Annotated in this window: 13 protein-coding genes and 2 pseudogenes; 11 read left to right on the top strand and 4 right to left on the bottom strand. The window is 66.1% G+C overall.

The features are described from left to right. The first annotated feature begins 1 nt into the window (after position 1). The 4 genes and pseudogenes from ASF60_RS03920 (at position 2) to ASF60_RS03895 (ending at position 4167) form a co-directional block, all read left to right on the top strand. Positions 2–781, top strand: coding sequence for an SDR family NAD(P)-dependent oxidoreductase (locus ASF60_RS03920; protein ID WP_338011492.1), 780 nt, complete (start codon positions 2–4; stop codon positions 779–781). A 109-nt stretch (positions 782–890) separates the two neighbouring features. Next, positions 891–1973: a catalase family protein gene (locus ASF60_RS03915; protein WP_056180704.1), complete on the top strand. Its 1083-nt coding sequence runs from the start codon at positions 891–893 to the stop codon at positions 1971–1973. Positions 1974–2075: 102 nt separating this feature from the next. Further along, positions 2076–2549, top strand: a complete 474-nt coding sequence (locus ASF60_RS25065) for an alpha/beta fold hydrolase (protein ID WP_056180701.1) — start codon at positions 2076–2078, stop codon at positions 2547–2549. Positions 2550–2815: 266 nt separating this feature from the next. Further along, positions 2816–4167 (top strand): annotated as a pseudogene (locus ASF60_RS03895) (IS3 family transposase). Between the two features lie 209 nt (positions 4168–4376). On the opposite strand, the gene ASF60_RS03890 reads toward ASF60_RS03895, so the two are convergent. Continuing rightward, positions 4377–5093: a type 1 glutamine amidotransferase gene (locus ASF60_RS03890; protein ID WP_244478316.1), complete on the bottom strand. Its 717-nt coding sequence runs from the start codon at positions 5091–5093 to the stop codon at positions 4377–4379. A gap of 331 nt (positions 5094–5424) precedes the next feature. On the opposite strand from ASF60_RS03890, the gene ASF60_RS03885 reads away from it, so the two are divergent. Then, positions 5425–6387 (top strand): TIGR03885 family FMN-dependent LLM class oxidoreductase, encoded by a 963-nt coding sequence (locus ASF60_RS03885; RefSeq protein WP_056180693.1) that lies wholly within the window; start codon positions 5425–5427, stop codon positions 6385–6387. 36 nt (positions 6388–6423) lie between these two features. Continuing rightward, complete coding sequence (locus ASF60_RS03880; protein ID WP_056180692.1) at positions 6424–8229, top strand: glycoside hydrolase family 15 protein; 1806 nt, start codon at positions 6424–6426, stop codon at positions 8227–8229. Between the two features lie 138 nt (positions 8230–8367). Here ASF60_RS03880 and ASF60_RS03875 read toward each other — a convergent pair whose 3' ends face one another. The 3 genes from ASF60_RS03875 to ASF60_RS03865 form a co-directional block, all read right to left on the bottom strand. Then, entirely contained in the window at positions 8368–8742 is a 375-nt protein-coding gene (locus ASF60_RS03875) for a response regulator (RefSeq protein ID WP_056180689.1), read from the bottom strand. A gap of 64 nt (positions 8743–8806) precedes the next feature. Beyond that, positions 8807–11995 carry a PAS domain S-box protein gene (locus ASF60_RS03870; RefSeq protein ID WP_056180686.1) on the bottom strand — a complete coding sequence of 1063 codons (3189 nt, stop codon included), beginning with the start codon at positions 11993–11995 and terminating at the stop codon, positions 8807–8809. Between the two features lie 136 nt (positions 11996–12131). Further along, positions 12132–12329 (bottom strand): type II toxin-antitoxin system ParD family antitoxin, encoded by a 198-nt coding sequence (locus ASF60_RS03865; protein ID WP_056180683.1) that lies wholly within the window; start codon positions 12327–12329, stop codon positions 12132–12134. A gap of 211 nt (positions 12330–12540) precedes the next feature. Between ASF60_RS03865 and ASF60_RS26125 the strand changes: the two are divergent. From ASF60_RS26125 to ASF60_RS03845, 5 genes and pseudogenes are all read left to right on the top strand, one after another. Continuing rightward, positions 12541–12700: pseudogene (locus tag ASF60_RS26125) on the top strand (LexA family protein); the annotation flags it as partial. A gap of 562 nt (positions 12701–13262) precedes the next feature. Further along, complete coding sequence (locus tag ASF60_RS03860; protein WP_056180680.1) at positions 13263–14180, top strand: LysR family transcriptional regulator; 918 nt, start codon at positions 13263–13265, stop codon at positions 14178–14180. Between the two features lie 110 nt (positions 14181–14290). Beyond that, positions 14291–15508: a CaiB/BaiF CoA transferase family protein gene (locus ASF60_RS03855; protein ID WP_056180677.1), complete on the top strand. Its 1218-nt coding sequence runs from the start codon at positions 14291–14293 to the stop codon at positions 15506–15508. Continuing rightward, positions 15505–16425, top strand: a complete 921-nt coding sequence (locus ASF60_RS03850) for a hydroxymethylglutaryl-CoA lyase (protein WP_056180674.1) — start codon at positions 15505–15507, stop codon at positions 16423–16425. Before ASF60_RS03855 ends, ASF60_RS03850 begins: the two co-directional genes overlap by 4 nt. Positions 16426–16601: 176 nt before the next feature. Then, the gene (locus tag ASF60_RS03845) at positions 16602–17924 is read left to right on the top strand and encodes an MFS transporter (RefSeq protein ID WP_056180671.1); all 1323 of its coding nucleotides are present in this window, start codon (positions 16602–16604) and stop codon (positions 17922–17924) included. Positions 17925–17984 lie beyond the last annotated feature (60 nt).

The following is a 17984-nucleotide window of genomic DNA, read 5'->3' as shown; positions in this document are numbered from 1 at the left end:
GCTGGAGGGAGATCAAATAGGACGATTCTCAGGCAAGGTGGTGTTGGTCACGGGCGCGGCTTCGGGCATCGGGGAGGCCGCTGCACGGCGCTTCGGACACGAGGGCGCGATCCTCGTTCTGGCGGATCAGAATGCGGAGGGACTGAACAAGGTGGCCGGCAGCATCGAGGCAGCCGATACCCTTGCGGTGGTCGCCGACCTTTCCGACGCGGAACGGTGCCAGGACGTCGTCGCGCAGGCCGTCCAACGGTTCGGGCGCCTCGACGTCCTCATCAACAATGCCGGCAAAGACCATCTCGGCCGCGTTGACGAAGGCGACATTGACGACTTTTCGACCATCATCGAAACCGACCTTTACGGCGTCTTCTACATGACGCGGTTCGCGCTACCCCATCTCCGCGAGAGCCGAGGGTCCATCGTCAACGTGTCGTCCGTCTCGGGTTTGGGCGGCGACTGGAATCACAGCTTCTACTGCGCTGCGAAGGGCGCGGTGACGAACTTCACTCGGGCGGTCGCGCTCGACGAGGCGAGGAACGGCGTTCGGGTAAACGCCGTCAATCCGTCGCTGGTCTACACGCCGTTCACGGCCGGCATGCAGGAGCAGCCCGAACTCGTCGCCAAGTTCGAGGAACGTATTCCGATGGGACGCGGGGCGAAGCCCGACGATATCTCCGGCGTGATCGCTTTCCTGGCGAGTGAGGACGCGCATTTCGTCACCGGCGTGAATCTGCCGGTCGACGGCGGTCTGTCCGCCTCGAACGGTCAGCCGAAGCTGAATTGATGGCCGTCGGCGGATCCATCTCATTCCGGCGGAGTGAGCTTGACCAGAGCATGGCCGACGATCCGTCGATCCCGATCGACATCCACCCTCATACCCAGCGAGGCTGAGCATGACCTACCTGCGATACACACCCGATATCGAGACGCCCGCCGCGGGCGAGCAGGAGACCATCGACGGCATCATCAAGGGGATGACGCAGCAATCGGAAACGGTCGAGGCCCGCGAACACCATGCTGTGCGCGCCAGCCACGCCAAGAGCTCGGCTTGCGTTACCGGTGAGCTGACGATCGCCGCCGGCCTGCCGGCGGAGCTGGCGCAGGGCCTGTTCGCTACGCCCGGCACCCATCCCGTGGCGGTGCGGTTCGCGCAGGGGCCGGGCGAGACCCTTGGGGACCGCGTCTCGACACATCGCGGCATGTCGATCAAGGTTTTCGACGTGCTTGGCGAGAAGCTGCTCGGCCACGGCGTTGATACCCAGGACTTCGTTCTGGCGACCGGGACCACATTCCCGTCGGGTACGGCGGCGGGCTTCCTGCGGGATGGCGCCGTCATCGGTAAGGCGACCGGGTTGCCGGAGGGCGTAAAGAGCGCCGTCGCGTCCGCCGCGCGCAACCTCAACCGGGTGCTGCACGCCTTTGGCACCGAGAGCGCGATGGCGGATTTCTTCGGCCACCCTTACAGCCATCCCCTGGCGGACAGCTACTTCAGCCAAGCGCCTATTCGGTACGGCGACTATGTCGCCAAGCTCGGAGCCGTGCCGGCAACGGAAAGTCAGCGTGCCCTTACCGCGTGGCGGCTCGACCCACACCAGGACGAGGACGGCTTCCGCCATGCGACGGTCGCCTTCTTCCGTGAGAACGAAGTGGTGTTCGAGCTGAAGGCCCAACTCTGGGCCGACGCCGAGCGGCAGCCCATCGAGGACGCTTCGATCGACTGGCCCGTCGCAATCAGCCCCTACCGCACCGTCGCAACGCTGCGCCTGCCTCGCCAGGATGCCTACGCACCGGATCGCGTCCGCTACTTCGACGAGGTGATGACCTTTCGTCCCGCCCATAGCCTTGCGGCGCACCGGCCACTCGGTTCCATCATGCGCGCGCGGCTTCAGGTCTATGAGGCCTTGAGCGCCTTCCGGCATCGCGAGAACGGCGTGGCGGAGGAGGATATCGCGCGAATCGACCGGATTCCGGCCTAGGACCGACGTTTCGAGCGTCGGCATTCAGCGCCCTGCCAATGGAGCCTCCGCGTGCGCGAGTGACGGGTCGAAACCAAACTCCCGACTCAAAACGTCCACCTGGTGGGTCCAGCGGACGGACCGACCGTCCTTCTGCTCCACGGCTGGCCGGACGATGCCACTGCCTGGGCAAACGTGGCCGAGCGCCTGAACGAGGCGGGCTTTCGGACGGTGACGCCGGAACTGAGGGGGGTCGGTCGTACGCGCTTCCGCTCGGCTGACACGCCGCACACCGGCAACTCCGGCATCCTCGCCAACGACGCGGTGGACCTGATGGATGCCATGGGCATCGAGACCTTCATGGTCGCCGGCCACGACTGGGGCTCGAACGCCGCCGAGGCCATGGCGGTCGGCTGGCCCGAGCGCGCCACCCCCATGGCGATGCTCTCGACCCCCCTCGCGCCTGGTGGAATGCCGACCCGGGCGTTCCCGCAGTGCCAGCGCCAATGGTATCACTTGTTCCAGGCGACCAAGCGCGGACGGGAGGCCGTGCGGGCCGACCTCAAGGGGTTCGGCCGCATCATGTGGGGCAACTGAGCCCGCCGGGCCGGTACGACGAGCCCAACTTCGAGCCGGTCGCTGCCTACTGGGAGAACCCGGACTTCGTCGACGTTACGTTGCACTCCTACCATGCGCGCTGGGACGAAACTGAACCGGACCCACGCTCGGCCGAGCTTGAGGCCAAGGTGAAGGCGACCCAGACCCTGTCGACGCAGACTGTCCGACGTCAGCACCTGTGGGACAGATTGAGGGTCTTTACGAACGGAGGATGGCTGGTTCATCGTAGCCCCTGAGGAGCGAAGATGAAGCAGACATCCGGACCGGCCAAGAAGCCGGCAGAAGCGGTGATCAAGGACATCCGTCGGGCCACACGTCGGCAGTTCTCGTCCGAGGAGAAGATCCGCGTGGTACTGGAAGGCTTGCGTGGCGAGGACAGCATCGTCGAGTTGTGCCGACGTGAGGGGATCGCCGCCTCGATGTACTACGGCTGGTCCAAGGAGTTCCTGGAGGCAGTTAAGAAGCGCCTGTCCGGCGACACCGCTCGTGCGGCCACCACGCATGAGGTGCGGGATCTGCGCCGCGAGACGGGGGCGCTCAAAGAGGTCGTGGCTGATCTCGTGCTGGAGAATCGCCTGCTCAAAAAAAGCATGAGCGGGGCTGGGGGCGACGAGGCATGAGGTACCCGGCCCCCGAGAAGCTGGAGATCATCCGGCTGGTCGAGCAATCCCACCTGCCGGTGCGTGCCACCCTGGACAAGCTCGGCATCACGCGCTCGACGTTTTACCGCTGGTACGACGCCTACCAGCGCGGCGGCCCCGAGGCGTTGAATGACCATCCCTCGCGGCCGAGCCGGGTCTGGAACCGCCTGCCTGCGGAGATCCGCGAGCAGATCGTGGCCCTAGCCTTGGAGCAGCCTGAACTCAGCCCGCGTGAGCTGGCGGTGCGCTTCACAGACGAGCGTCGCTACTTCGTCTCGGAAGCGACCGTCTACCGGTTGCTCAAGTCTCAGGACCTGATCACCAGCCCGGCCTATATCGTCATCAAGGCCGCCGACGAGTTCCGCGATAAGACCACCACGCCCAACCAGCTTTGGCAGACGGACTTCACCTACCTGAAGGTCGTTGGCTGGGGCTGGTACTACCTGTCGACGGTGCTGGACGACTTCTCGCGCTACATCGTGGCCTGGAAGCTGTGCACGACGATGCAGGCCAGCGACGTCACCGCCACGCTCGACCTGGCGCTGGGTGCGGCTGGGCTCGATCAGACGCGGGTGATGCATCGTCCCCGCCTGCTGAGCGACAACGGTCCAAGCTACGTCGCCAGCGACCTGGCTGACTAGCTCGGCATTCGAGGCATGACCCACATCCGCGGTGCGCCATGCCATCCTCAAACGCAGGGCAAGATCGAGCGTTGGCATCAGACGCTCAAGAACCGCATCCTGCTCGAACACGCCTACTTGCCCGGCGAGCTGGAGACGCAGGTTGCCAACTTCGTCGAACACTACAACCATGCCCGAGCCCATGAGAGCCTGAGCAACCTCACGCCCGCTGACGTCTACTTCGGACGCGGCGAAGGGATCCTGGCCGAGCGGGAACGCATCAAGCGTCAGACCCTCATGGATCGCCGCTTGCGCCACCACGCGCAGGCTGCCTAACCTCTCACCCCAGATGGACCAGAGCCTCCGCTCCTGAACACCGCTGAATGTCCCAAATCATCTGACGACGGACATCTACGTCGATACCCCGTTCCACCAACGTTGGAAGGGCTAAATCGCGCGAACTTCGAAACGTGACCATTCGGCCCAGGTAAAGGTTCCGCCGAGCGTTCCGCGAAGCGCCTCGGCATCCGTTCTGTCTTGGGATGTCAGCGACGACGTTCAAGGGATGGGATGACGAGCGCCTCAATGAAGTTGCGGAGCTCCGTTCGTCGAAGGTCCTCATCGGTGACCTGCTCATCCAATCCGAGCCGCCACGCCAGGTCGCGTCGACCGGGCTCACGGTGGAGGGCCTCGACGAGATCGGCATGTTCCTCGACTTCGCGCTGGCTACGCGCCAACCCGCTCTCGACTAGGTCGTCCGCTTGCCGCCTGAGGGCCCCCGTGACCTCGTCGAGGCCGATCTCCGGGTGGTACTGCACCCCCCAGAACGTGCCGCCGTCGTGTCGGATCTCCGCAGCCTGGACAACGGTGGACCGATTGAGCGCCAGTAGCGTCGCCCCGTCAGGCAGGGTCTCGACCTCGTCCGTATGGATACTCGGTGCGTCGTACGAGCCGGGCCGTCCCTTCAGTAGCGGATGGCACCGTCCGGCATCGGTGACGACGATGCGTCTGGCAAACCCCGCCTCGGGACCGTTCCGATTCCTACGGACCGTGCAGCCGGCTGCGACGGTCGCCATCTGCAGGCCGGCGCAGGAGCCGAAGGAAGGTGTCCCGGACGAGAACAGGGCATTCATGAACGCGAGGGAGCGCCTGACCTCCGGCGTATCCTCGTAGAGAGACAGGGGCGAGCCCGAGAGGAAGACCGCATCGTATCCGCCCAGGCTCTCGCCCTCCGGGAATGTACTGTCCGCGTCAGCGGGCATGACGTGATGGCAAACGGCCCCTGGCGCAAGGAGAGCTAGGATCTCGACGTAGGTCTCGCCCGACGAGCGCCCAACACTGCCACGGCGCTTCTCACGGGCTTCCGGAGGCTCGCTTTCAGCGACGAGGAAACAAAGTCCTGATGTTGATGTCTGCAAGGCCGTGGCGCTCCGGGGAGCCATTCCCCGGGGACCCGAACTGCTGGCAGAAATCTGCGTTCCGGATCGGGCGGACCTGCCGCAGGCGATGAGGACGTGTCGAGTTGAAGCACTCAGATGCAGGAACGTCGGGTTCCAGCCGCCGTTCGCTTTCCGTTTAATCGGGACAACCAACTTGGCGCGCATCGGCTATCACGCTTCCCACGAGCAATACGCGCCCTCCACGCTTTTATCGCATGTCCAATCAGCCGAGCGTGCCGGCTTCGCCTGTGCGATGTCGTCGGAACACTTCAAGCCATGGAGTAACGCCCAGGGCCACGCCGGTCATGCCTGGTCCTGGCTCGGTGCCGCGCTCGCGACCACGCAATTGCCGTTCGGCATCATCACGGCGCCTGGGTATCGCCACCACCCCGCCGTCCTCGCCCAATCGGCTGCGACCCTGTCCGAGATGTTCCCGGAACGCCTCCGGCTGGCCCTCGGAAGCGGCCAGCGGTTGAACGAGGACATCACAGGCATGCCGTGGCCGGAGAAGGCCGAGCGCACCGCCCGTCTTAGTGAATGCGCCGCGGTGATCAGGGCCCTGTTCGACGGCGAGACCGTGACGCACCGGGGCCGGGTCACGGTGGTGGATGCCAAGCTGTATTCCCGCCCGGCCAAGGCACCCCTCCTGCTGGCCGGCGCTGTTACTACAGAGACGGCCCGTAAGGTCGCGACATGGGCCGACGGTCTCGTCACGGTCGGCATAGAGCCGGGCAAGCTCCGTCCCGTCGTCGAGGCCTTCCGCGACGGCGGGGGCGAAAGCAAGCCAGTTTTCCTCCAGACGAAGGTGTGCTGGGATATGGACGACGGGCGGGCCCTCTCCGAAGCCCACGGGCAATGGGCCGCCAACATGCTTGAGGGCGACGCCAACTGGGACCTGCGCACGCCGGAGGACTTCGAGACCGCGTCGCGCTTCGTACGTCCCGAGGACGTTCACGGTTGTGTCCGCGTGTCCTCTGATCTCGGGCGCCAGACAGCATGGCTCGCCGACCTCGCGGAGATCGGCTTCGAGGAGATCATCGTCCATCAGGTCGGCCGCAACCAGGATGCCTTCATCCAGGCATTCGGCAGCCGTGTTCTACCCCAGCTTCGCGCCTAGTCGCCACGCACCCTTCGCCATCCTCGGAGCCATCGATTGCTGAAGCCGTTTCCCCGCACTGGCGGGCCCGTCGAACGCGAGGACGGATACCTTCCCCTCGAAGCCTATGCTGCCCTCGGTGAGGGCCGGTCCGTGGCCCTATCCGGTGCCGACGGCTCAATCGATTGGTGGTGCTGCCCGAACCTCGATTCCCCACCGCTCTTCGACCGTCTGCTGTCCCCACTTGAGGGGGGCTACTTCTCTGTCACGCCCGATGCCCCGTTTACCGCCGAGATCGGCTACCGCGACGGAAGCAACGTCCATGAGACCGTGTTCACCACGGCGACCGGAAAGGCGCGCCTGACCGAGAGCCTGAACAGCGGGCCGGCCGGGCGGTTGCCATGGGCGGAGCTGGCACGTCGCATCGAGGGGATTGAGGGGCGTGTCCGCTTCAGGATCGAGCTCGTGTTCGGAACTCGGGGCGACACGGCCGGACCATTCCTCTCGTCGAACGCAAGTGGCACGGCCTTCCACGTCGCCGACCTTATGGGGCTATTCCGCTACAGCGAGGGCATCCGCATCGATGGCGAGGATGACCATGCGATCAAGGCCAGCGTCGAGGTGTCGGCGGGGCAGCGCGAGACGGTGGCCATCGTCGCCGGCGAGCACGAGCCACTCGTCGTCGCCCCGGTCGCGGACATCGACCGACGCATCGATGGATCCTGTGATGCCTGGCGCAACTGGACCGAACGCCTTGGCTACGCGGGGCGGTACCCGGAACAGGTTGGACGCAGCGCCCTCGCCCTCAAGCTGCTGCTCTACTCCCCCACCGGCGCCATCGCCGCCGCGGCGACGACCTCGTTGCCGGAAGGTATCGGAGGTAAGAAGAACTACGATTACCGCTACGCCTGGGTTCGGGATGCCGGCTACGTCATCAAGGCGTTCCTCCGCCTCGGGGCTCATGCCGAGGCCAGCGCCGCGTTGACTTGGCTCGTCCGCCACTTGGAGGAGCACGGCGCCCAGGTCCTCTTCACCCTGAACGGGGAGATGGTCTCGGAGGAGGAGGAACTCGACCTTCCAGGGTACCGGAACTCCCGCCCGGTCCGAACGGGCAACGCAGCAACTGACCAGCACCAGCACGGCATCTACGGCGACATCTTCGAGACGGCGGAGCGCTTCGTTGCCGGGGGTGGCATGCTCGACCTGCGCAGCGGTGCGTTGCTGGCGCGTCTTGCCGACGAATGCGCCGAGAAGTGGAAGATGAAGGATGCTGGGATCTGGGAGCTTCCAGAGCAGCAGCACTACACCGGCTCCAAGATCAGTTGCTGGCAGGCCCTGGCCCGGGCCGTCGAGATGGCCGAGAAGGGCTATCTGCCGGGCACCTGCAAGGACCGTTGGGTCCGGGCCCGCGACCGCGTAGCGGACTGGATCGAGGACCATTGCTGGTCGGAGGCGAAGCAGGCCTACGTGATGTATCCCGGCAGCGATAAGCTCGATGCCTCCATGACCCTCGCTGTCCGGTTCCGATATGGGAGCGCCGACCGGTTGCGGGCGACCTGCGAGGCCATTGACCGGGAGCTCGGTCGGGGTCCCTATCACTACCGCTACTCGGGCGTGGATGCCGAGGAAGGTTGCTTCCTCGCCTGCACCTTCTGGCTCTGCGAGGCGATGGCCCTTCTCGGGCAGAACGATCAGGCGTCGGTGAAGTTCGAGGCGGTGGTCGCAGCATTGGACCGGAACTCCGGCACCTATGCAGAGATGGCCGATCCCCAAACAGGCGGGTTCCTCGGGAATTTGCCACAAGGATTGACCCACTTGGCCCTGATACAGGCGGCAGCGACCCTGTCGGGACTGGACCTTTAGAACTATGAACCAAATGCCGGCTGGCGAGACCTTCGGTGCTTAACCGCGGCGGGCCTCGCCATCCGACGATGATGGGTACGAGGTACTTTGCCATCGCCCCAGAGAGAGGATGGCCAGACAGCGTGAGCTGGTAGTTGATCAGACTGCGTGTTCTATCGCTTGGATGACGTCCGAGGCGTTATATGGCTTGGGCACGTACAACCCGTGGTCCGGAACCTCCTTGTCCGTGAACCGATGCCGTCCCGAAGTCAGAACCAGGCGGATGTCTGGCCAATTCTCGTTGACCCGCTCGGCGAGGGTGACGCCACACATGGTTCCTGGCATGTCGACGTCGGTAAACAATACGCCGATGTCGGATCTCCGATGCAGGATGTCCCAGGCCTCGTCGGCGTGACGGGCCGCAACCACCGTGAAGCCCGCATCCTCAAGCATATCGACGGCATTCGAGCGTACGAAATCGTAGTCCTCAACCACGAGGACGACCGATGCTTCGAGGGGGCGCTTCGTCGGCATGAGCGTTCAACAGACAGGCAACGCTTCGGTTGCAATCCCTGGGCGGTAGCTTTTCCGTTACCGCCTACCGTCCGGTGTCCATCACCCGGCGGCGCCGCGTCGTGACCTTGCGCAGGATGCGCGAGAGCTGCTCGACCGAGTACGGCTTGTGCAGCAGGTCGAGGCCGTCAGTGCCGTTCTGCGCCAGGACGTGGCTGTAGCCTGACGCCAGGACCACCGGCAGGTCGACGTACCGAAGCCCGATCTCCCGGGCCAGCTCGACGCCGTCCATGCCGGGCATGACCACATCGGAGAACACGACGTCGAAACGGTCTGGCGCCTTCGCGAGTTCAGCCAGGGCCTGCCGTGCGTCCATCGCCCAGACCGTCTCGTAGCCGAGGTCGTGCAGCGTCTGGGTCGCGAAGTTGCCGACATCCCGGTTGTCCTCGACGAGAAGCACCCTGGTGCCGTGTCCGTCCATCAGGGGCGCCGGGTCCGCATCATCGACGACGGCCGGCGCATCCTTGGCGGCGCGGGGCAGGTAGAGCGTGAAGGTCGTCCCCTCACCGATGGCGCTCACGACGCGGACCTCTCCGCCCGACTGCTTGGCGAAGCCAATAACCTGCGACAGGCCGAGGCCGGTGCCGTGCCCCACCTCCTTGGTGGTGAAGAACGGCTCGAAGATCCTGTCGAGGATGCCGGCGTCGATGCCCGTGCCCGTGTCCGAGATCGACAGGGCGACGAAGCGTCCGACGACCCTGGCATGGCTCCGGTCGCCGGGAATCGCAGCGACGTTCCGGACCGAGATGGTCAGCTTCCCCTCGCCGTCCATCGCGTCTCGGGCGTTCACGGCCATGTTGACGATGGCGGTCTCGAACTGGCTCGGGTCCGCGTCGATGAGGCAGGCCTCGTCGGGCATGCGCGTCACGGTGCGGATGCGCGATCCCGTCAGGGTGCCGATCATCTCCTCGATGGTCTCGACGCTTCTGGCGGCGTCGAACACCTCGGGCTTGAGCGCCTGCCGCCGGGCGAATGCGAGGAGCTGTCCGGTCAGCTTGGCTGCCCGCGTCACCGTGTCGGAGATCGCACCGATGTATCGCTGACGCCGTTCCTCGGGGAGGTTCGGGCGCTTCAGCAGGTCGGTCGACGACATGATGACGGTGAGCAGGTTGTTGAAGTCGTGGGCGACCCCGCCGGTAAGCTGACCGACGGCCTCCATTTTCTGGGCCTGGCGAAGCGCGTCCTGAGCCCTGTCGAGCTCTGCTGTGGCGCGCACGCGCTCCGTGATGTCCTGGGCGTGGTGGAACGCGCCGAAGATCCGTCCGTCACCGTCCCTTAGCGGGGTGTACGAGACTTCCCAGTACGGCTTGACGATGCTCGGGTCGCCGAACTCCTCGACAACGGTGAACACCTCGCCGGCCAGGGCCCGCGCCATCAACGCCCGCATGACGTGCGCCTGGTCCTCCGTGAACAAGTCCGGGAAGACGTCCCCGAGATTGACGCGATAGCCGAATATCCGATGGAATTCGTCGCTGTGCGCCTGGTTGAAGGCGATGAGGCGGAAGTCGTGGTCGAAGGCGCAGATCGGCGCCCTGTCGGTTTCGACGATGGTGGCGAACAGGTCGCGTTCAGCGGTGCGCGCGGCGAGCGCCACCTCCCGTTCCTTCTCGACCGTGACGTCGCGCCCGGTGCAGTAGACCAGCCCGTCCTCGGGCACGCCGATCCACGAGATCCAACGGTAGGACCCGTCCTTGCGGCGGTAGCGGTTGGCGCATCCCACCGCTGGCTGGCCGTCCTCGATCCGTTCGAGGCCGGCCCGGGTGCGCTCGACGTCGTCGGGATGAAGGAGATCCCAGATCGGCGTCCGCGCGATCTCCACATCCGACCATCCCAACAAGGTCTGCCAGGCCGGGTTCGAGGTCACCAGGTAGCCGCGCCGGTCCAGGGCGCACATCAGGTCGGGGGTTAGCGTCCACGTCCGCCCTCGGGCCTGGGTGCGCTCGACGACCTGACGTTCCAGGTCCGCGTTGAGGGTACGCAGGTCGGCCTCGGCCTGCCTCAGCACGGTGACGTCGTGAAAGACGCCGATCATCCGCAGGTGCCCGCCCTCGTCCTGCAGGGGCTCGCTGGAACTCAGGATCGTGCGCGTGGTGCCGTCGGGCCTGGTGACGCGATAGTCGGCCACGACCTCTGTGCCATCGACGGCCGCCGCCTCGGTGAGGGCATGGGCACGTTCGACGTCGACCTTCTCCAGGCGGGAGAACACCTCGTCCTGGTGCACCGGTCCCTCCGGCGCGAGCCCGAAGATCTCGCGGCTCCTGTCGTCCATCTCGACCGCGCCGGTGACCGTGTCCCACTCGAAGATGCCGAGGCGTGCGATGTTGATGGCCATCGATAGGCGGGCCTGACCCTTGCGAGTGGCCGTCAGGGCGGTTTCGAGACGCTCGTGCCCGGTGGAGAGCGCCTCTTGTGCCCGTGTCCGACAGAAGGATGCGAAGATGCGGCCGGACACGTCGCGGACGAGGGACTCCTCCTCCTGGGTCCAGCGTGCCGGCAAGGCCCGCTCGACGTGGACGATGGCGGCGAGGCCGTTTTCGATCATCACCGGCACGCACAGGGTGGTCCGGTCCGGTTCGCCCTGACGATATGGGCCAGGGGCCCCGGTTGCGGCGTCGACCCGCACGCTACGACCGGCCTGAAGTGCGTCCATGACGCCGGGTCCAGGATCCGTAACGCAAGGAATACGGTCATCTCCGCCCGGCCACGTGCCGGCCGTCTCAAACTTACTGGTTGCAACATCGTACTCGGCGAAGCCGCATCGGTCCGCCCCCAGGTGCCGACCGAGCCTCTCGCATCCGTCCGCGATGAGGCGACCGGAGGTGTCGCTCCCACGCAGGGCGTCACTGAGTTTGAGGAGGAACCCGCTGCGTTGACGCGCACGAACCCTGTCGGTCGTTTCCGTCGCGAGGCAGAGGACGCCCGAGACTTCGGAGCCGTCGTGGACGGGTGAGAAGGAATACGACCACCATGTCGCCTCCTCGTTCCCATGCCGTGCCATGGCGATGGGGTCGTCCACGAAACGCCCCGCCTCACCGGCGAAGGCGCGCTCCAGCGCCGCCCGAACGGCGCCCCAGGCATCGGGCCAGACCATGGGAAGCGGCTGGCCGAGCGCTCCGTCGAGGCGCGTGCCGAGGATCGGACGGTAGGCGTCGTTGAAGAGGAACGTCCGCTCCGGTCCCCAGACGAGGTACATGCTCTCGGGTGAGTTCAGCATGTTGCTCAGAGTGACGCTGAGCGCCGCCGGCCATCCATCAATCGGACCAAGCGCCGTAGATGACCAATCGTGCGAGCGGATGGCAACGCCCATGGCTCCGCCGCCGACCGGGAAACTGGAAGCGTGTCGCATGGTGTCAGCGGGCCTTGCGGTCGGCGTCGAGGAGGCGGGCCTGCTCCTTGAGCAGGAAGTCCGGCTCGCTTTGCTCCAGCATTCGCAGGGCCGCCCTCACCACCTCGCTGACGCTTCCGTAACGACCGGAATTCACGCGCTCCCCGAGAAAGGCGTGCTGTTCGGGCGTGATGGAGACGGTGACGGTTTTACGGACGGCCATCGTCCACGGATACCACGTTCACACATCTGCTTACAGCTTGGCATTGCGTTTACGGCAAAGCTTGCGTCACGTTCGCGAGAGGCCTTGCACCCCATCGACGGGCAATCATTGCACCGACCCTCAATCAGCCTTTCGCCAAGCGTGACCGCTATACGGAACGCCACGAACGTGTTCATGTGTTGCTCGCGAGTGGAATTCGCGGAGGGGCGCCATGCAGGTTAGCGGCGTCACCGTTGGCTACCCATGCCGGTGCCTTTCCTTGCCAGGCTGGTCCGGGCCAGCTTCCCAACCCCGCCGACGACTTCATCGAAGAAGAGATCGACCTCCAGCGCCTGCTCATCATCAATCGCCCTGCTACCTTCCTGGTCCGGCGTCCGGTCGCGGCATCCTGGAAAGCGCTTCCAAGATCGTGGCCGATGCGGAACCGTGTCTGGACATCTATGGCGCTCCTCGACCCCCGCGTCCTCACTGCGACGCTTCTACAGATCGCGGAAGCGCTTCGTTAGGCGGCCCACTTCCGCGCGGGTCGAACGTCCGGTCCTTCTATCCCATGTCCTGAAGCGGACCGGCCAAGATCCACCCGACCCGGTCGTAGACGCGACCGGCCGGTCCCGACCCGACCCGACCTTCTCATAGACGTGCGTCCTCGCTCCGCTTGAAAACGGTCATTCTTAGCGCCGCCGATATGCCGATGAGAGCATGCGTAGAACAATTGCAGGTAAGCGAAGGCAGCCGGATCCAGCTAGCCCTACGCCTTCACCTTAGTCAAACGTGAGCTTCCAAGGGCGCTTCATGACGCATCAGGCCGAGCCTAGTCGGCAGACGCTGATCGTCCACCCGAGAAGATTGACGATCTCGAAATCTAGCAGAGACACCTATTCCGTCGGCTATTGAGGTCAGAAACGCCAACCCAAAAACGTCAACGGAACGGTCATGCCAGTGGGACCCACGTCGTCCAACCTGAACCGCCTCGACCTGAAGACGCTGCGGCTGTTTGCGGCGATCTGCGAGGAGGGGACGCTCAACGGCACGGCACGGCGCGCAGCCATCGCGCCATCCGCGGTCAGCAAGCGCCTCGCGGAACTGGAGCGCCTTTTTGGGTGTGAGTTGCTCACACGTGATCCCAAGGGGATGCGCCCGACGCTGGCCGGGGAAACGCTCCTGCACCATACCCGCCGGATGCTTGCCAGCGCCGAGCAGATCACCCTCGAACTAGCCGAGCATGCGCGGGGGGTGCGTGGTTTCGTACGGGTTCTGGCCAACCTGTCGGCCATCGTGCAGTTCCTTCCCGAGGATCTGCAGGCGTTCCTGGCGGTCCAGGCCGATATCCGGGTCGATCTGGAGGAGCGGCCGAGCTCCAGCGTCGTGGCCGGCGTCGAGGAGGGCGCCGCGGACCTCGGCATCTGCGCCGGGAACACCGACACGCGCTCGCTCCGCCCCATTCCCTATCGCCGCGATAGGCTCGTCCTCGTCCTGCCCGCAGAACATCCGCTGGCCGGGCGGGATGCGGTCGCACTCGCCGACACCCTCGACTTCGACCACGTGGGCTTGCATCAAGAGAGTTCGATCTACGGGACGCTCCGCGACGAGGCGCGGCGCCTCGGCCGCCCGCTGCGCCTGCGCATCCACGTGCCGGGCTTCGACGCGATCTGCCGGATGGCCCAGGCCGGGATGGGCCTCGGCGTCGTTCCCGAACGCATCCACGCGCTGCTGGGCCCGCAGATGAACCTGACGGCCGTGCGGCTTTCAGACCCCTGGGCCCAGCGCACGCTGAACCTTGTGGTTCGACACGGGGCCTTGGCTCCTGCTGCATCCCTTCTCCTCGATCATCTCCACGAGACGTTCCGGTAGCGGAAGGGCGCCAGCGTTCACCTCAGGAGAATGCAGGTTCGCGCAATACGTTTGGACACAAGACGGTCGGCACAATAAATCATCTTCCAACAACGTTGGAGGAAACGCCGATGCAAAATGCAGCCGCCCCGTCGGCAATCGGCCCACTTGCCGGTATTCGCGTTCTTGAACTGGGTCAGCTCATCGCGGCGCCGTTCGCGACGAAGATGCTTGCCGAGTTCGGAGCCGACGTCATCAAGGTCGAGTCCCCGACGGACGGCGACCCACTGCGCAAGTGGCGCAAGATGCACGAGGGAACCTCCATTTGGTGGTACCTGCAGTCGCGCAACAAGAAATCGATTGCCGTCAATTTGAAATCGCCGGACGGCCTCGCCCTCGTGAAGGATCTCGCGCGAAGCGCCGACGTGGTCGTCGAGAACTTCCGTCCCGGTGGCCTTGAGAAGCTCGGCCTCGGCTGGGACGTGCTCTCGGCGTTGAACCCGAGGCTCATCATGGTCCGCATCTCGGGCTACGGCCAGACGGGGCCCTACCGCGACCGTCCGGGCTTCGGCGCCATCGGCGAGTCCATGGGCGGCATCCGCTTCACCACCGGCAGCCCGGACAGCCCGCCCGCCCGCGTCGGCGTCAGCATCGGCGACACCCTGGCCTCTCTCCACGGGGTCATCGGCGCCCTGATGGCCTTGCTGCACGTCAAGACCGCAGGCGGCCAGGGTCAGGTCATCGACGTATCGCTGGTCGAGAGCGTGTTCAACGTCATGGAGAGCCTCGTGCCGGAGTACGACCTCCTCGGCGAGGTCCGTACCCGCACCGGAGGAGCGCTGCCGGGCATCACGCCTTCGAACACCTATCCGGCCGGGGGCGACGGCTTCGTCGTCATCGCCGGCAACTCGGACCCGATCTTCCGCCGCCTGATGAACGTCATCGGCCGGCCCGACCTTGCTGACGACCCGGCGCTCCGCAACAACGACGGCCGCTCGAAGGTCGCCGGCATGCTCGATGGCGTCATCGCCGACTGGACCCGGGCGCGCACCGTCGACGAGGCGCTGGCGGCCCTCGACGCGGCCGACGTGCCCGCGGGCCGGATCTACTCGGTGGCCGACATCGTCGCCGACCCGCACTACCAGGCCCGCGACATGATCCTCGACGCGGAACTCCCCGGCGGCACCAGGGTGAAGATGCCCGGCATCGTGCCGAAGATGTCTGGCACCCCAGGCGCGGTGCGCTGGCAGGGGCCGGCGCTCGGCGCCCACACGGACTCCGTCCTCGCCGAACTCGGACGTGACGCCGAGACCATCGAACGCCTGCGTCGCGAAGGAGCCATCGGATGACCGACGCCATGCTGATCCAGGAAGTCGCGACCCGCGACGGGTTCCAGATCGAACCCCGCTACGTCGAGACGGCCGACAAGATCGCCCTGATCGACGCGCTCTCGGCCACGGGTTTCTCGCGCATCGAGGTCTCGTCCTTCGTCTCGCCCAAGGCCGTGCCGGCGCTTCGCGACGCCGCCGAGGTCTTCGCCGGGATCGCGCGGCGGCCCGGCACCGTCTACGTCGCCCTGGTGCCGAACCCGAAGGGCGCCGAGCGGGCCCTGGCAGCGTGGGTCGACGAGGTCAACCTCGTCGCCTCGGTCAGCGAGACCCACAATCGCGCCAACATGGGTATGAGCCCCGACGCGTCGATGGAGGGCTTCGCCAGGATCATGGAGACGGTGAAGGGCGCCGACGTATCAACCAACGCCACGGTGGCCACGGCCTTCGGCTGCCCGTTCGAGGGCGACCAGCCGGCCGACAAGGTGATGCGCCAAGTGGAGCGCTACCTCGCCTTCGGCATCGCCGGTGTGACCCTTGCCGACACCACCGGCATGGCCAACCCCGCCCAGGTCGAGCGGCTCGTGACCCGTGCGCTGGCCGTCGTGCCGGCCGAGCGGCTGACGCTGCACTTCCACAACACCCGTGGCCTCGGCCTAGCCAACGTGCTCGCCGCCTACCGTGCGGGCGCACGTCGGTTCGATGCCGCCCTCGGTGGATTGGGCGGCTGCCCGTTCGCACCCGGCGCCACGGGCAACATCTGCACCGAGGATCTTGTCAGCATGGCCCACGAGATGGGCATCGAGACGGGTCTCGACCTCGACGCCCTGATCGGCCTGTCGCGCGACCTGCCGCGCCTCGTCGGCCACGACGTGCCGGGGCAGGTCGCCAAGGCCGGCCGGCCCTGCGAACTGCATCCGGTGCCGAAGGCGGCCTGACGCGCGAGCGAACCAAGCTGCGCCGGCGGCGGGACGCTTTCCCGCATCCGAGCCCGACGTCGCCCGGAAGCTGACGGAAGCCCTCGCAAGAAAGGGCTCCGGAATCCCGTGAGGCCTACGACCTGCGCCAAGCGGGCATGGCCGCCCACGGCCCGTCCCCATCCCAGGAGGAAACCATGACCGCCGCCACGACGACCCCGCTCGCGGGCACACAGGACATCACCGAGGCCAGCGTGGTCCGCAAGGTCGCGTGGCGGTTCATGCCGCTGATCATGGTCTGCTACATGTTCGCCTTCTTCGACCGGATCAACATCAGCTTCGCCAAGTTCCAGCTCCAGAGCGACCTCGGCTTCAGCAACGTCGCCTACGGGCTCGGCGCGAGCATGTTCGTCATCGGCTACGTGATCTTCGAGGTGCCCTCGAACCTGTTGCTGTACCGGGTCGGCGCGCGGCGCTGGATCGCCCGGATCATGGTCTCGTGGGGCATCGCCACGGCGCTGATGGTCTTCATCACCACCGAGTGGCACTTCTACGTGCTGCGCTTCATCATCGGCGCGATGGAGGCGGGCTTCGCGCCGGGCATCCTGTACTATCTCACCTTGTGGTTCCCGGCATCGTTCCGCGGCCGCGTGACCTCGTTCATGTTCGTGGCCTCCGCCTTCTCCGGCATCTTCGGGGCGCCGGTGGCGGGCCTCATCCTCGGTGGCCTCAACGGCTTCGCGGGCCTGGCCGGCTGGCAGTGGCTGTTCCTCGCCGGCGGCCTGCCCTGCCTCGTCCTCGGAGCGCTGGTGTTCTTCCGTCTGGACGACCGGGTCACCGACGCGCGGTGGCTGACCCCGGCCGAGAAAGAGCTGCTGGCCTCGAAGATCGCGCACCACAACCGGGACATCGGCGATCATTCCCTGTGGGGGGCGATCAAGCAGCCGGGGTTCCTGCTGATCGGGCTCATCTACTTCCTGCTCCAGGTCGGCTCGTACGGGCTGAACTTCTGGGGGCCGGACTTGATCAAGACCGCGACCGGGGGGACGGCGGCCTCCATCGGCTTCCTCACGGCGATCCCCTACATCTGCGGTGCAATCAGCATGATTGTGATCGGGCGCCTGTCCGACGCCTCGGGCGAACGGCCGAAGTTCGTGGCAGGGCTCGCCATCGCCGCGGCCATCGGCTTCTTCGCTGCAGGATTGTTCGACAAGCAGATCGTGCCCCTTATGTTCGCCCTGGCACTCGTCGGCGCCGGCATCGTCGCCTCGATTCCGACCTTCTGGACACTGCCGGCCAAGCTCGTCACCGGGGCGGGCGCCGCCGGCGGCATCGCACTAATCAATACGCTGGGCCAGTTCGGCGGAATCGTCAGCCCCGTCGCGGTCGGTTGGGTCAAGGATCTGACGGGATCGACCACCCCGGCGCTCTACGCCATCGGGGTGGTTTGCCTCATCGCGGCCGGGCTGGCGCTGTTCGCCATGCCAGAAAGCCTGCGTCGCAGCGACCGCCAGGCCTGATTCGGCTGGCCGCGACGCCTCATCACCACCGGCGCACACTCACCCCGTGGCGAGCGCCGG

The sequence above is a fragment of the Methylobacterium sp. Leaf113 genome, assembly GCF_001423325.1.
Lineage (GTDB): Bacteria > Pseudomonadota > Alphaproteobacteria > Rhizobiales > Beijerinckiaceae > Methylobacterium.
This window is presented reverse-complemented; position numbering and strand designations above follow the sequence as displayed.

What these genes read in the sequence shown, in the direction of transcription:
- ASF60_RS03915 (WP_056180704.1), top strand. Translation starts at nt 891, where the DNA reads ATGACCTACCTGCGATACACACCCGATATCGAGACGCCCGCCGCGGGC.
- ASF60_RS03845 (WP_056180671.1), top strand. Translation starts at nt 16,602, where the DNA reads ATGACCGCCGCCACGACGACCCCGCTCGCGGGCACACAGGACATCACC.
- ASF60_RS03870 (WP_056180686.1), bottom strand. Translation starts at nt 11,995, where the DNA reads ATGCTGAACTCACCCGAGAGCATGTACCTCGTCTGGGGACCGGAGCGG.
- ASF60_RS03865 (WP_056180683.1), bottom strand. Translation starts at nt 12,329, where the DNA reads ATGGCCGTCCGTAAAACCGTCACCGTCTCCATCACGCCCGAACAGCAC.
- ASF60_RS03855 (WP_056180677.1), top strand. Translation starts at nt 14,291, where the DNA reads ATGCAAAATGCAGCCGCCCCGTCGGCAATCGGCCCACTTGCCGGTATT.
- ASF60_RS03850 (WP_056180674.1), top strand. Translation starts at nt 15,505, where the DNA reads ATGACCGACGCCATGCTGATCCAGGAAGTCGCGACCCGCGACGGGTTC.
- ASF60_RS03860 (WP_056180680.1), top strand. Translation starts at nt 13,263, where the DNA reads ATGCCAGTGGGACCCACGTCGTCCAACCTGAACCGCCTCGACCTGAAG.
- ASF60_RS03890 (WP_244478316.1), bottom strand. Translation starts at nt 5,093, where the DNA reads ATGCCCGCTGACGCGGACAGTACATTCCCGGAGGGCGAGAGCCTGGGC.
- ASF60_RS03875 (WP_056180689.1), bottom strand. Translation starts at nt 8,742, where the DNA reads ATGCCGACGAAGCGCCCCCTCGAAGCATCGGTCGTCCTCGTGGTTGAG.